7 protein-coding genes and 1 pseudogene are annotated in these 14,194 nt (G+C 66.7%); 5 read left to right on the top strand and 3 right to left on the bottom strand.

Annotated elements, in window-relative coordinates:
* Positions 1-5: 5 nt before the first annotated feature.
* A pseudogene (locus FHT09_RS16050) lies at positions 6-380 on the top strand (hypothetical protein); the annotation flags it as partial.
* A 379-nt stretch (positions 381-759) separates the two neighbouring features.
* On the opposite strand, the gene FHT09_RS16045 reads toward FHT09_RS16050, so the two are convergent.
* Both FHT09_RS16045 and FHT09_RS16040 read right to left on the bottom strand, forming a co-directional pair.
* On the bottom strand, positions 760-1,164 hold the full coding sequence (locus tag FHT09_RS16045; RefSeq protein WP_047129879.1) for a hypothetical protein: 405 nt from the start codon (positions 1,162-1,164) through the stop codon (positions 760-762).
* Positions 1,161-4,511 carry a winged helix-turn-helix domain-containing protein gene (locus tag FHT09_RS16040; protein WP_184417011.1) on the bottom strand — a complete coding sequence of 1,117 codons (3,351 nt, stop codon included), beginning with the start codon at positions 4,509-4,511 and terminating at the stop codon, positions 1,161-1,163. The genes FHT09_RS16045 and FHT09_RS16040 overlap by 4 nt, the downstream gene beginning before the upstream one ends.
* Positions 4,512-4,804: 293 nt before the next feature.
* Here FHT09_RS16040 and fabV point away from each other — a divergent pair, with 293 nt between their 5' ends.
* Both fabV and FHT09_RS16030 read left to right on the top strand, forming a co-directional pair.
* Entirely contained in the window at positions 4,805-6,013 is a 1,209-nt protein-coding gene (fabV, locus tag FHT09_RS16035; RefSeq protein WP_104607463.1) for an enoyl-ACP reductase FabV, read from the top strand.
* Positions 6,014-6,187: 174 nt separating this feature from the next.
* On the top strand, positions 6,188-6,475 hold the full coding sequence (locus tag FHT09_RS16030) for a hypothetical protein (protein WP_104607464.1): 288 nt from the start codon (positions 6,188-6,190) through the stop codon (positions 6,473-6,475).
* Between the two features lie 178 nt (positions 6,476-6,653).
* On the opposite strand, the gene FHT09_RS16025 is transcribed toward FHT09_RS16030, so the two are convergent.
* Positions 6,654-7,676 (bottom strand): sugar kinase, encoded by a 1,023-nt coding sequence (locus FHT09_RS16025; protein ID WP_104645566.1) that lies wholly within the window; start codon positions 7,674-7,676, stop codon positions 6,654-6,656.
* 285 nt (positions 7,677-7,961) lie between these two features.
* Between FHT09_RS16025 and FHT09_RS16020 the strand changes: the two genes are divergently transcribed.
* Positions 7,962-10,742, top strand: coding sequence for a TonB-dependent receptor (locus FHT09_RS16020; protein ID WP_104607466.1), 2,781 nt, complete (start codon positions 7,962-7,964; stop codon positions 10,740-10,742).
* Positions 10,743-10,987: 245 nt separating this feature from the next.
* Positions 10,988-14,188 carry a TonB-dependent receptor gene (locus tag FHT09_RS16015; protein WP_104607467.1) on the top strand — a complete coding sequence of 1,067 codons (3,201 nt, stop codon included), beginning with the start codon at positions 10,988-10,990 and terminating at the stop codon, positions 14,186-14,188.
* Positions 14,189-14,194: the final 6 nt, after the last annotated feature.

Here is a 14,194-nt window from a genome sequence, read left to right as displayed (position 1 = left end):
GCGTCATGCGCCTGGTCCGGTATCTGTTCGTGCTGATCGTCGTGCTGTCCACCAGCGCCTGGGCGGCGCCGACCCAGGCCGACTTGCCGATCGCCTGGGTCCAGGCCGCACTGCATACCCAGCCGCCAACCGAGCGCGACCTGCGTGTCGGTGTGGCGCCCTGCGACCTGACCGCGCAGGGCGCAGCGGCCCGAACCTGCGACAGCTTGTCCGCCCATACCGACCAGGGTGGTTGCAGCCCGGGCCCGGCCTGTCGGCCATGGACAGGGCGCGGCGTTGGCAGCACCCATCGCATCGCAGCCGGCACGCCTGTGGCGTGGTCGACCCGCGGCCAGTTCAAGGTGGCTTTCAGCAACGGCTCCGAGCGCGATGACCGCCTGCACCCGGTGGCGCCGCACTGCACTGCCGGCCTGGTGGACGCGCCGGCCGGCATCCAGCCGCGCGCGCGGGACTGCGTAGGATAAGAACGTCGTCAGGTACCGTTGGCGATACGGCGGCAGGCCTGCCTGCCGCTATCTACGGTGGGCCGGAGCACCTAGCAAGGTGCACGTCAGCCAGCTCGCAGCGAGATGCATCGTGACCACCAGGAGTGTCATCCGGTGGCAGCTGGTCCGGTGCGCAGGTCGACCGTAGGTGCCAACGGCAGTGGCTTGGCCATCGCTGGCCCAAGTCCCGCGCATGCGCACGCTGTGCCGCGCCAACACACCGCAGCAACACACCGCCTGGCGGCGAGCCGCCAGGCAGGTGTCGACGCAGGGCTTACGGCCGGGGTGGGGTTTCCTGCGGGTTGATCTGCGGATCGTTGCCGACCTGGGGGTCACAGCTGAACCAGGTTTTCTTGTCCTTCCGGCTTTCGTCCTCGACGATGATGGTCAGAAAGATCAGGGTCGGGACGCTATTGGCATTGGCGACATGCACGCTGCGGCCGTCGGGGCTGATCGTGGGTTCTCCGATCTGTTTCAAGGCATCGGAACTCAGCAGACTCTTGATCTTGAAATGCCTGGGGACCACGTCTTCATCGAAGTAATAGAGCAGCGTCGATGCCTTGTCGTTCTTATCCACGATCAGCAGGTCCGGGGCGAAGCTGTAGAAATATTCGCCAGCGCCGGTGTTGCCGCCGAATCCCACCCGTGCCACCGTGAGTTTGATCTTGAAATCCGTCATGAGCTGTCCTGTTCCTTGAGAAGCGGGGCATAGAGGGAGACGAACCCCGGGTGGCGGTAGCCCGCGTGATACAGCCATCCGAGCTGTTGCGTAACGGCGCTGCGCTGACCCAGATGCACCTGTGCGCGAATCCAGGGGTCCAGCAGGTTCTTGTCGCGGCTGTTGCCGATGTCCTTGCCCAACACCGCCACCGCGCGCTGCCACGCCGCGCGTGCACCGGCTGCGTCGCCGGCGGCGGCCTGCTGTTCGCCGTGCCAGACCAGCGCCTGGGCCAAGGCGGACAGGCCGAGCAGATCGTCCGGCCTGGCGCGGTGCAAGGCATCCAGCTGCGCAACGATCGGCGCAAGGCCGTCGGTATCGTTGCCGGCGCGTGCGCGCTGCACCCGCTGCAGGCGTAGCGCGATGATGGCGTCCAGCCACTGCCACTCCGGCAGCGGTTGCGCCTGTTTCAGCAACGCGGCCATGGTCTGGCGGGCGCGATCGAGGTGCCGCACGGCCAGTTCGGGTTGCCCGTCCAGCGCGGCCATCCAGCCGATCTGTGCGTCGGCATGCGCCAGATCGCGGCGCCAGGCGACATTGTCCGGCTGCAAGGCCACCAACGCCTGCAGCATGCGCAGGCTGTCCTGCGCATCGGTCTGCGCCTGGCGCAGATGGCCGCGCGCCAGCGCCAGGTTGGAGACGCGGATCAGTGAGCCGGCCAGACGCCTGCGCCAGGCATGCGCGTCGGGATCGTGGTCGACCAGCACGCGCAGCATGGCGATCTGCTCGCGATAGCCCTGCTCGGCGGGGGCCAGCAGGCCCTGCATTTCCTGCGTCAGGCTCAGCCAGGACAGGCTGTCGACCAGCTCGTAGCGCAGCGCCGCGTTGTCCGGCGTGCGCGCCAGCAACTGGCGCTTGAGGGCGATCGAGCGTGCAAACAGGCCGATCGCCGCACCGGTCCGGCCCTGTTCCTTGGCCAGCGTGCCGAGGTTGTTGAGGGCGTAGGACAGCTCCAGTTGCCAGTGCGGGTCCTGCGGCGCGGCGCGCACCAGCTGCTCGCAGGCGGCCAGGTACTGCGACCAGTACCGCTGTGCCACAGGCAACTGCTTGCTCCTGTAGGCAAGATCCCCCAGCCAATACGCGGTCTGCCCGGTTTCGGCATGCGCCTCCAGGGACGCCGGTGCACGCGCACGCGCCTGCTCGGCAGTGGCGGCGGCACGCGTGAATGCCGCATGCGCCTCGTCCAGCTTGCCCTGGTTCATCAGCACCTCGCCGGTGGTGCGCAGCGCACGGGCGTGGTTGATCAGATCGCCCGGCTGCATGCTCGCGCTGGGCAGGTCTTCCAGATAGCGCAGCGCGCGGCTGCCCACGCTGTCGAGCAGCTTGAGGTTGCCCACCGTGCGCAACTGCTCGGCCAGGTCGCCCAGCATGTAGCTCACCAGTTGCTGGGCCTGGTCGCGCCGTTGTTCGGCCACCTGTTGCGCTTGCCGCGCCTGCCAGCCCAGCAGCATCGAGGCGCTTGCCAGTACCACCAGCAAGGTCGCCGCCGCCGCATACAGGCCGCGGCGGCGCCGTTGCGAGCGTTCGCAGGCATGCAGGAACGCGTGATCCAACGCGTCCAGATCCTGCGGCATGCGCCGCGCCGCCTCACGCGCTTCGCTCAACGGGCGGCCGCTGTTGAGCAGGTGATCGCTGCGCCGGCCTTCGGCAGCCCAGCGCTGTGCGGCCAGCTGCAGCCGCTTGCGCGCCTGCAGCAGGCGGCGGTTTTCGTGGATCCAGTCGGCCGCGCGCGGCCATTGCCGCAGCAAGGCCTCGTGCGCGACCGCAAACCCCGGCTCGCCGGCCACCAGTTCGCTGACGAACAGGCGCGCCTGCACGAAGGCATCCACCAGCACGCGCGCTGCGCCGTGCGCCGGCAGGGCCGACCACAGCGCACGCCGCGCGGTCACCGCATCGCTGTCGGGATGGATCACGCTCAGCAAGCTCAGCACCTCGCCCAACGCCGCCTGTGCAGCAGCGGGCAAGGCACGGAAGGTGTGTTCGGCATGGTGCGCCAACGCGCCTTCCAGCCCGCCCAATGCGCGGTAGGCGGCAAAGGTCAGCAGCCCGTCGTCGCTGCGTTGCGCGTGCAAGGCATGCAGCAGATGCTGCAGCAACGGCAGCGCATCGGGCTGGCGCGCGGTGGCATCGCGCAGCACATCGTCCAGCCGGCTGGCGCTGTCGCGGTCCTCTTCGAAACGCAGCCCGGCCATGGCCGCTGGCACGCGGATGATCTGGCCGATCTCGCCATCGCACGGCGCCAGCAGATCCACATGGCCGTCGCCGCGTTTGAGTTCGACGATCTGCGGCAACGCATCGATCAGGCGTGGGTAGAAATCGCTACGGGTGAGCATCAGCACCGCCACCTGCGCGCTGCTGCACAGCGCCTGCAAGGCGGCGGCCAGTGCGGCGAGGTCGGCATCGGTGATCCCGGGCGTGGCCACCAGCGCTTCTGCGTGGTCGATCACCAGCAGCAGATGGCGCTGGGTCTGTGCGCTGTCGCGCGCTGGTGGGCGTTGACGCATCGCTTCGCCAATGGCTGCATGCAGCGGGGCAGGGCGCTGCAGCCACTCGGGCAACGCCGCCATCTGCGCCGGCGAAAACACCGCGCGCCCGCCGGGGGCCCAGTCGCCCAGTGCGCGCGCCAGCGTGGCGAGCACATCGCCGCCACGGCATTGCGCCAGGTTGCAGTACGCCACCGCAATGGCTTCCAGCCCATCCAGCCCGCCGGGCTGCGCCAGCAGCGGCACCATGCCGGCGCGCAGCAACGAGGTCTTGCCGCACCCGCTGGCGCCGCTCACCAGCACCAGCCCGCGTTGGCTGTGCAACTGCGCGCGCATCGCGCCCAGCACCTGCGCAATCGCATGGCTGCGGCCGAAGAAGACCTCGGCATGTGCGGGATCGAACGCCTGCAGCCCCACATACGGGCTGCCGTGTCCCCACACCTGCGCGCCCATCACCGCACCGCGATAATCGTCGGGAAACACCACCTTGGGCAGCAGCCGGTACCCGCGCTTGCGGATGGTCTCGATGTAGCGCGGTTGGCGGCTGTCGTCGCCCAGCTTGCGGCGCAGTTGGGCGATGGTCTTGTGCACCGGGTTGTCGCCGTAAAAACTGCCGTGCCACACCTCGATCAGCAACTGCTCGGCGCTGACCACCTCGCCGGCACGCTCGGCCAGCGCGATCAGCACTTCCATCATGCGCGGTTCCAGTGCGATGGTCCGGCCGTCGTCGATCAGTGCCAGCCGTTCCGGCTCGACCAGCAAGGGCCCAAGCCGAAACCGCGGCACAGAGCCCAGCTGCGTGACGCGCTCGCTTCGAAGAGACATTCGCTCGGATACCGGTCGCACGGTGGGAGGGGCCTCGACGATCGCCATCAGGCGCGGCCGGGCACGGCACGGCAGGCGCAAAAGTAGCACAGGCGCTGGCGCAGGCAATCGATGGTGATTGCTGTTGGTTCGCGCCCGTGCGCGGAAGATGCAGGCCCGGCCACGCGGCATGCCAGGCGCTGCAAGCGGGCTTCACGCAACGCCATACAGCGGCGTGTGGTGCGTCTCAGGCTGTTTCGCCAGCAGGCCAGCGATTAAGATGCCGCCAGCATCTTGCTGACCAGGAGTTCACGTTGATCATCCATCCCAAAGTGCGCGGCTTCATCTGCACCACCACGCATCCGCTTGGCTGCGAGCGCAATGTGCTCGAGCAGATCGCTGCCACGCGCGCGCGCGGCGTGCGCAATGACGGCCCGAAGAAGGTGCTGGTGATCGGCGCATCCAGCGGCTACGGCCTGGCCTCGCGCATCACTGCCGCGTTCGGCTTCGGTGCCGACACGCTGGGCGTGTTCTTCGAAAAACCCGGCAGCCCCAGCAAGGCCGGCACTGCCGGCTGGTACAACTCGGCCGCGTTCGACAAGCACGCCAAGGCCGCCGGCCTGTACAGCAAGTCGATCAATGGCGATGCCTTTTCCGATGCCGCGCGTGCCCAGGTCATCGAGCTGATCAAGACCGAGATGGGCGGCCAGGTCGACCTGGTGGTGTATTCGCTGGCCTCGCCGGTACGCAAGCTGCCGGCCACCGGCGAAGTGAAACGCTCGGCGCTCAAGCCGATCGGCCAGACCTATACCGCCACCGCCATCGACACCAACAAGGACACCATCATCCAGGCCTCGATCGAGCCGGCCAGCGCGCAGGAGATCGAAGACACCGTCACTGTGATGGGCGGGCAGGACTGGGAGCTGTGGATCGACGCGCTGGAAGGCGCCGGCGTGCTCGCCGACGGCGCGCGCTCGGTGGCCTTCAGCTATATCGGTACCGAGATCACCTGGCCGATCTACTGGCATGGTGCGCTGGGCAAGGCCAAGGTCGACCTGGACCACACCGCGCAGCGGTTGCACGCGCGCCTGGCCAAGCGCGGCGGCAGCGCCAACGTGGCGGTGCTCAAGTCGGTGGTCACCCAGGCCAGCGCGGCAATCCCGGTGATGCCGCTGTATATCTCCATGGTCTACAAGATCATGAAGGAAAAGGGCCTGCACGAAGGCACCATCGAGCAGCTCGACCGCCTGTTCCGCGAGCGCCTGTACCGCGAAGACGGCCAGCCCGCCGAGGTGGACGCCGAAAACCGCCTGCGCCTGGACGACTGGGAATTGCGCGACGACGTGCAGGACGCCTGCAAGGCGCTCTGGCCGCAGGTCACCACCGAGAACCTGTTCCAGCTCACCGACTACGCCGGCTACAAGCACGAGTTCCTCAAGCTGTTCGGCTTCGAGCGCGACGATGTGGACTACGACGCCGATGTAGCGACGGACGTGAAGTTCGATTGCATCGAGCTGAGCTGAGAGCAGGGATTCGGGAATCGGGATTTGGGATTTGGGATTTGCAAGAGCGGTGGGTGGCTGCATCGTTGATCTACGCTGGATCCAAATGCGTTGCGGCAAGGACAATCGGCAATCGATGCCGGTTGCCCTCGCGGTTACGAATCCCAACTCCCTAATCCCAAATCCCCGCCCCCAATGGACAAACTGATCGCCTTTCTGGTGCTGGCCATTCTGGTCAGCGTGGCCTGCGCCGTAGTGCTGCGCTTCGTCAGGTTGCACCGGTCACTGAAGGCGATCGCCAATGTGCTGATCACCACGGCCGTCGTCTGCGCCGTGGTGATGCAGGACGGCTCTGCACCGCCCTGGAACCACGCCCTGCTGATCACGCTGTTCTTCAGCGTCCCGGCGTCGCTGTGCGTGGTGCTGCTGAGCACAGCACTCAAATGGATCACCAACAAACGCCGCACCCGCGCGCCCGCCTGAAACGCGTGAGCGCAGCGAACAACACCTAGCAAGCACCTACCCGCCGCCCTGCGGCCGCAACAACGCGTCAGTTCTGAGCGCACCGCGCTCCGTTAGCAACAAGCCTGGACAGAGCGCCGAAAGCCAGCGCTCTTAAGCTCTTACGATTCCCGATTCCCGATTCCCGATTCCCGGCGCGTCAGCGCCGCACATCAAACCGCGCATCCCCCACGCAAGCCTGCACATCGGCCACCGACAGCGGATTGAAATCGCCGGGAATCGAGTGCTTCAGGCAGCCTGCCGCCAGGCCGAAGCGCACCGTGTCCTCCAGCGGCCAGCCTTCGATCAGGCCGTGCAGCACGCCGGCGGCGAACGCGTCGCCGCCGCCGATGCGGTCGATGATCGGGCTCAGTTCCTCGCTGGGCGCGCGCGCCACCGCGCCACTGCGCGGCACCAGCAGCGCGCCCAGGCTGTGGTGGTCCACGTTGTGCGCCACGCGCTGCGTGCAGGCCATCAACTGCAGCTGCGGGAATGCGGCAAAGGCCTGCTGCGCGGCCGCTTCCACACGCGCTTCCAGCGTGTCCTGCGGGAACTCGCCGCCCAGCACCACGCCGATGTCGCGGTAGTCGGCAAACACCACGTCCGCACAGGCGAACAGCTGGTGCAGGATGCCGCGCGCATCGCCCTGCCAGCGTTGCCATAGCTTGGGCCGGTAATTGCCGTCGAACGAGACCTTGACCCCGGCCGCACGCGCCGCGCGTGCCGCCGCCAGCGTGGCCTGCGCCACGTCCGCACCCAGTGCCGGGCTGACCCCGGACAGATGCAGCCACTGCACCCCGTCCAGCAGGGCCGGCCAGTCGTAGGCGTCGGCCGGAGCCAGCGCAAACGCCGAGTCGGCGCGGTCGTAGACCACCTCGCTGGGGCGGTGGAGCGCGCCGGTGGTCAGGAAGTACAGCCCCATGCGCCCGTCCACCCGCCGCACATGCCGTGTGTCCACGTCATGGCGGCGCAACTCGCCCAGCACCGCCGCTCCCAGCGGGTTGTCGGCCACCGTGCTGACCATGGCCACGGCATGGCCGAAATGCGCCAGCGACACGCCGACATTGGCCTCGGCCCCGCCGCAATGCACGTCCAGCCGCGGCTGCTGCAGCAGCAGCTCATGACCAGGCGCCCCCAGGCGCAGCAACAACTCTCCAAAGCACAGGATACGGGCACGACTCATGCGGCAATTACCTCGGCTGTGTGGTGCGTCACGGTGTGGGGGAACCGCTGCGCGTCAGGATGACCATCGGTGTCATTCTAGCCGGCGCCTAACGCGCCGGGCGAGGCCCATGATGCGACGCGCAGTGACCGCTTGCACCCCTTTTGGGCAAATTTGATGGCGTTTTCTGCTGCGCTGCAAGATGTTACGGGAGGATTCAGCTGGTAACGTCTTTTTGACTAGCGGTGTCATTACCGCTCACAACCAGACTTTCATGTTGTTCATGGACCCTTGGGAGGGGAGTACATGCAATTTCGGACCACCAGCCGGAAGACACCGGTTACCTTGCTGGCGTTGTCGATCGGCCTTGTGCTGAGCGGCCATCTGGCAGCACAAGAAACCACCCAAGCGCCCGCAGAACCGGCCGTCGACCTGGACACCGTCACGGTGACCGGCTATCGCGCCTCGGTGGAAAAGGCCCTGGACATCAAGCGCGGCGAAGCCGGCGTGGTCGATGCCATTGTCGCCGAGGACATCGGCAAGTTCCCCGACCTCAACCTGGCCGAGTCGCTGCAGCGCATCCCCGGCGTGGTGATCACCCGTGAGGCCGGCGAAGGCCGCGCCATCTCGGTGCGTGGCCTGGGCCCGGAGTTCACCCGCGTGCGCATCAACGGCATGGAAGCGCTCACCACCGTGGGCGCCGGCGACCAGAGCGGCGGCACCAACCGCGGCCGCGGCTTCGACTTCAACGTGTTCGCCTCGGACCTGTTCTCGCAGCTGATCGCGCGCAAGACCGCTTCGGCCGATGTGGAAGAAGGCTCGCTCGGCGCCACCGTCGACCTGCGCACCGCGCGTCCGTTCGACTACAACGGCTTCACCTTCGCCGCCAGCGGCCAGGCCGCCTACAACGCCATGGCCGAGAAGGCCAACCCGCGCGTGGCCGCGCTGATCGCCAACACCTGGGCCGACAACACCTTCGGCGCCCTGCTGTCGGTGGCCTACACCGAGCGCGAGGTGCTGGAAGAAGGCGCCAACACCGGCCGCTGGGCCAACGGCCCCAGCAACGGCAACTTCAGTGCCGCCTCGCCGTACGCCGCAGCGCGCTCGGCCGATGTCTACCACCCGCGCTTCCCGCGCTACACCCAGCAGATCCACGACCAGCAGCGCCTGGGCGTCACCGGCTCGCTGCAGTGGAAGCCCACCGACCGCACCACGCTGTCGCTGGACGCGCTGTATTCCAAGATCGACGCCAAGCGCGACGAGCACTACATCGAAGCGATCTCCTTCAGCCGCAACCGCGACGGGCTCACCCCGCGCCGGCCCGAGCGCGACGGCAAGCCGGGCACCATCGTGCGCAACGGCGAGATCCGCAACAACGCGCTGGTCTATGGCGAGTTCGACAATGTCGATATCCGCTCGGAAAACCGCCACGACGAGTGGAACACCAAGTTCACCCAGGTCAGCCTGGACCTGGAGCATCGCTTCAACGACGACTTCAGCATCAATGCCCGGGTCGGCACCTCGCGCTCTGCGCACGAGAACCCGGTGCAGACCACCATCATCATGGACAAGTACGACGTCGACGGGTACAGCTACGACTACCGCGGCAACAGCCGCGCGCCGGTGCTGAACTACGGCATCGACCCGACCAACCCCGCCGGTTGGGAACTGGCCGAAATCCGCCTGCGTCCGCAGTCGGTGGACAACGACTTCGACACCGGCCAGATTGACTTCAACTGGAACATCAGCCCCGGCTTCCGCCTCAAGGGCGGCGTGCTGGCCAAGAACTACAGCTTCAGCACCGTCGAGCTGCGCCGCGCCAACGAACTGGCCGTGCCCAGCTTCGCCAACGGCAGCACCATCGTGCCGGCCGACCTGACCGAACAGGCCGGGCTCAAGGGCATTAACGGCAGCCCGTCCAGCTGGGTGGTGCCCAACCTGGATGCGGTGGCCGACCTGTTCGGCATCTACAGCAACAGCGGCACCTTCGCCGTGGCACCGCGCGTCAACAACAGCCGCAGCGTCGAGGAAAAGGACCGCGGCGTGTGGTTGATGGGCGAGTTCTCCACCGACCTGGGTTCCATCCCGCTGTCGGGCAACTTCGGCGTGCGCTACGTGGAGACCGAGCAGGAATCCACCGGCTATGCGCTGATCAACAACGCACCGGCGCTGACCACGGTGGGCCGCAAGTACGACAACACGCTGCCCTCGTTCAACCTGGTCGCCGAGCTGGCACCGGACCTGCTGCTGCGCCTCGGTGCGGCCAAGGTGATGAGCCGCCCGGGCCTGGGCAGCCTCACCCCCGGCGTGACCGTGGCGGTGGCCGGCGGCGCGCGCACCGTGGCCGGCGGCAACCCGGATCTGAATCCGATCGAAGCCACCAATGTCGACCTCGGCCTGGAGTGGTACTTCGACGAAGGCGCCATGCTCGGTGTCGGCCTGTTCTACAAGGACATCGAGAGCTTCATCCAGACCGCGCGCGAAGTGCGCCCGTATTCCAGCAGCGGCCTGCCGGCTTCGTTGCTGGAGGGCACCGGCGCCACCGTCAACGACGACTTCGCCTTCAGCATCCCGCTCAATACCCCAGGCGGCGAATTGAAGGGCGTGGAAGCCAACTACACCCAGCCCTTCACCTTCCTGCCGGGCAAGTGGGCCAACCTGGGCGTGCAGCTCAACTACACCTGGGTCGATTCGCAGATCCAGTACCTGGCCAGCAGCGGCGCACCGGTGATGAAGAACGACCTGCTCGGTCTATCGCGCTCGTCGTGGAACGCCACGCTGTTCTACGAAGGCGACTCCTTCGCCGGGCGCGTGTCGGCCACCAACCGCGACGACTACCTCACCCAGGCACCGGGTGCGGAAACCGGCTTCAACGTCGACGGCGTGCACGGCATGACCGGCACCACCATCCTCGACGCCTCGCTGCGCTACAAGATCAGCAAGCAGCTGGAGCTGAGCCTGGAAGGCATCAACCTCACCAACGAAGCCTCCGACGAATGGGTGTCCTCGCCGCGTACCGGCCAGCTGCCGCTGCAGTACGCCGAAACCGGCCGCCAGTACCTGCTGGGCCTGCGCTACAAGTTCTGACCCGCTGTCTGCCCGCTGCGCACACGCGCAGCGGGCCCCGATCCGACGCCTGATCGCTGCGCATGCGTTGCCGTTGCCGCACGCATGCAACGCGGTGGGCGTGATGTTGGAAGCGTCAGGCACCACGCAGCGGACAGTCGCCTGACGACTGCGCAGCGGTGCTGCCGGTCGCTCATCTCGACGCCGGTGGCCCGTGGGGAGGCTGAGCGCGTCATTGCAGCCAGTGCCATTGGAGCGAGTGCATCATGCAAGCCCGTTTGCGTCGTCCCGCTGCCGAGGCAGGCGTCCGCCTGTCCGCCGCACGTCTGTCGGTGGCCATCGTCCTGGCCTTGCACGGTGTCGGCGCTGCCGCGCAAACCGTCGGCCCGCCGGCCACGCCCACCGATGCGGTCGACCTGGACCGCGTGCAGGTCAAGGCCACCTACCGCGAAAGCCTGCAGCAATCGCTTGACGCCAAGCGCTACAGCGTGGAGCAGGTGGATGCCATCTATGCCGAAGACATCGGCAAGTTTCCCGATCTGAACCTGGCCGAATCGATGCAGCGCATCGCCGGCGTCTCCATCGACCGCGAGGGCGGCGAGGGCAAGCAGATCTCCGTGCGCGGCCTGGGTTCGGACTTCACCCGCGTGCGCATCAACGGGCTGGAAGCGCTGGCCACCGCCGGCAGCGGCAGCGATGGCGTCAACCGCAGCCGCGGTTTCGACTTCAATACCTTTGCCTCCGAACTCTTCAGCCGCGTCACCATCAGCAAGACCCAGTCGGCGCAGATGGACGAAGGCTCATTGGGTGCCACGGTCGACCTGCGCGGTTCGCGCCCGTTCGACTTCGACGGCTTCGAGGCGGCCGCGTCCACGCAATACGGCTACAACGACCTCTCGCGCGAAAAGGACCCGCGCTTTTCCGGCCTGATCAGCAACATCTGGGCCGATGGCCGCGTCGGCGCGCTGATGTCGGTGTCCTACAGCGAGCGCCATCTGCGCGAGGAAGGCTACAACCCGGTGCGCTGGGAGCACGGCAACTACCGCAACTCCAACCAGAGCACCGCCACCAACAACGGTACCTACGGCTTCTGTTCGCCGGCGGGCTACAACCCACAGACCCCGCGCAACCCGCTGGCCAACGAAACCCCTGCCGGGGTCGGCTCGCAGGCCAACCAGGACCGCAACAACGGCTGGGGCAGCTATGGCATCAGCGCCACCAACTGCGGCACCGGCATCGCGCGCCCGGCCAACACGCCGGAGAACATCCAGGCCTACGAAACCGCCACCAACGCCTGGATTCCGCGCTACCCGCGCTATATCCGCACCGACCACGAGATCAAGCGCCTGGGCGTCACTGGCGCGCTGCAGTTCAAGGTCAGCGACGACACCCTGCTGAACTTCGACATGCTGTATTCCAAGCTGGACAAAGACCAGCGCGAAGACTCGGTCGGCGCCAACCTGCACCGCACCGCCAACGTCGGCGGCAAGACCCAGATCGCCGTGCGCGAGGCGCAGGTGGACGACCAGAACCGCCTCATCTACGGCGTGTTCGACAACGTCGACTTCCGCACCGAATCCAGCAACATCGAAGAATCCACCGAGTTCAAGCAGTTCAGCCTGGACCTGCAGCACCGCTTCAACGACCAGGTGCGCGTCAACGCGTTGGTCGGCCAGTCGACCTCGGACTACGAACGCCCCGAGTTTTCGATGGTGAGTTTCGACAACACCAACCTGGACGGCTTCGTGCTGGACCGGCGCGGCGGCGGCGACTACCCCAGCATGAGTTTCCCCTTCGACGCGGGTAACCCCAACAACTGGCAGTGGCTGGGCTACGGCGCAGTGCCGGTCAACAGCAACGGCACCGCGCGCGGCACCAACATCAGCGAGGTGCGGCTCAACCCGCAGTCGGTGGGCAACACCTTCGACACCGCCAAGGTGGATCTGGAATTCAACATCAGCCCCACCTTCACCTTCCGCACCGGGCTGGCCTACAAGAACTACGACATGGACACGTCGGAGTCGCGCAACATCTCCTACGGGCGACTGGCGCAGGCACTGCCGGCCGGTGTGGGCGTGAATGAGCTGAGCACCAACCTGGACGGCTTCGGCCGCAGCTTGAACGGCAGCTTCCCCACCACCTGGGTGATTCCGGATTTCCAGAAGGTCGCCGACCTGCTCAACATCAATTGCGACTGCGACACCGGCGTGCCCGGTGGCGACTACCGCCTGGCCGATGTCGGCCACTTCGGCTCGTCCAACAACAATTTCGCCGTCAACGAAAAGAGCCTGGGCACCTACCTGCAGCTGGACTTCAACACCGACCTGTGGGGCCGCGCGCTGCGCGGCAACCTGGGCGTGCGCTATGTGCAGACGCAGATCGCCGCCAGCGGCTATGCGCCGTGCACGGCCACCGCGGCCGGTGCGATTTCGCCCAACTGCCAGTCGTTCTTCGGCGTGGCCAGCGCCACCGCCGCGGCCGGCGAGCGCCTGCTGGTGCCCACCACCGTCAACCACCACTACCGCGACATCCTGCCCTCGTTGAACCTGTCCTGGGATGTCAGCGACGAGGTGGTGCTGCGCTTGGGCGCGGCCAAGACCATGGCGCGCCCCACGCTGGCGTACCTGTCGCCCAGCGTCAGCGGCGGCCCCACCCAGTATTTCGACGACGGGCGTTTTTTCTCGATCAACCTGGGCAACCCCAAGCTCGACCCGTTCCGCTCCACCAATTACGACCTCAGCGCCGAGTGGTACTTCCGCGAAGGCTCGCTGCTGTCGGCGGCGGTGTTCTACAAGGACATCGACAGCTACGTGCAGCGCACCCGCGTGCTCAGCACCTGGGAAGCGATGGGCTACTCGCTGGACCTGCTGCCGGCCGGCTTTACGCCGGACACCATCTTCAACGTGCAGAGCTACTTCAACACGCCCGGCGGCCCGCTCAAGGGCTTCGAGCTGACCTACCAACAGGCCTTCGACTTCTTGCCCGGCTTCTGGCGCAACTTCGGTGTGCAGCTCAACTACACCCAGGTCGATTCCAAGATCAATTATCTGTTCAGTACCGCCGGCAGCGGCAATACCAGCATCACCACCACCGCCACCGAGCGCGACCTGCTCAACCTCTCGCCGCAGTCCTACAACGCCACCGTCTACTACGACGACGGCCGCTTCAGTGCGCGCGTGTCCACCAGTTATCGCGATGGCTACATCAACAACATCCTCGCCCAGGAAGACGTCTACGACCTGGATGGCAAGCGCCTGGTCACAGCCGACGTGACCGGCAAATACAGCGTGGAAAACGTGGATTTCAACATGTCCTACAAGCTCAACGACCAGCTGTCGCTGACCTTCGAGGCCATCAACCTGCTTGACACCCCCGACCGCCGCTACGTCGATTCCACGCTGGAACTGCCCGACAAGTACACCGTCACCGGGCGCCAGTACTACATCGGCGCGCGCTACAAGTTCTGACCAGGA

This window comes from Xanthomonas sp. CFBP 8152 (assembly GCF_014199025.1).
GTDB lineage: Bacteria > Pseudomonadota > Gammaproteobacteria > Xanthomonadales > Xanthomonadaceae > Xanthomonas > Xanthomonas arboricola_B.
Note: the sequence above shows the minus strand (reverse complement) of the source record. Positions and strands in the feature narration are given on the sequence as shown.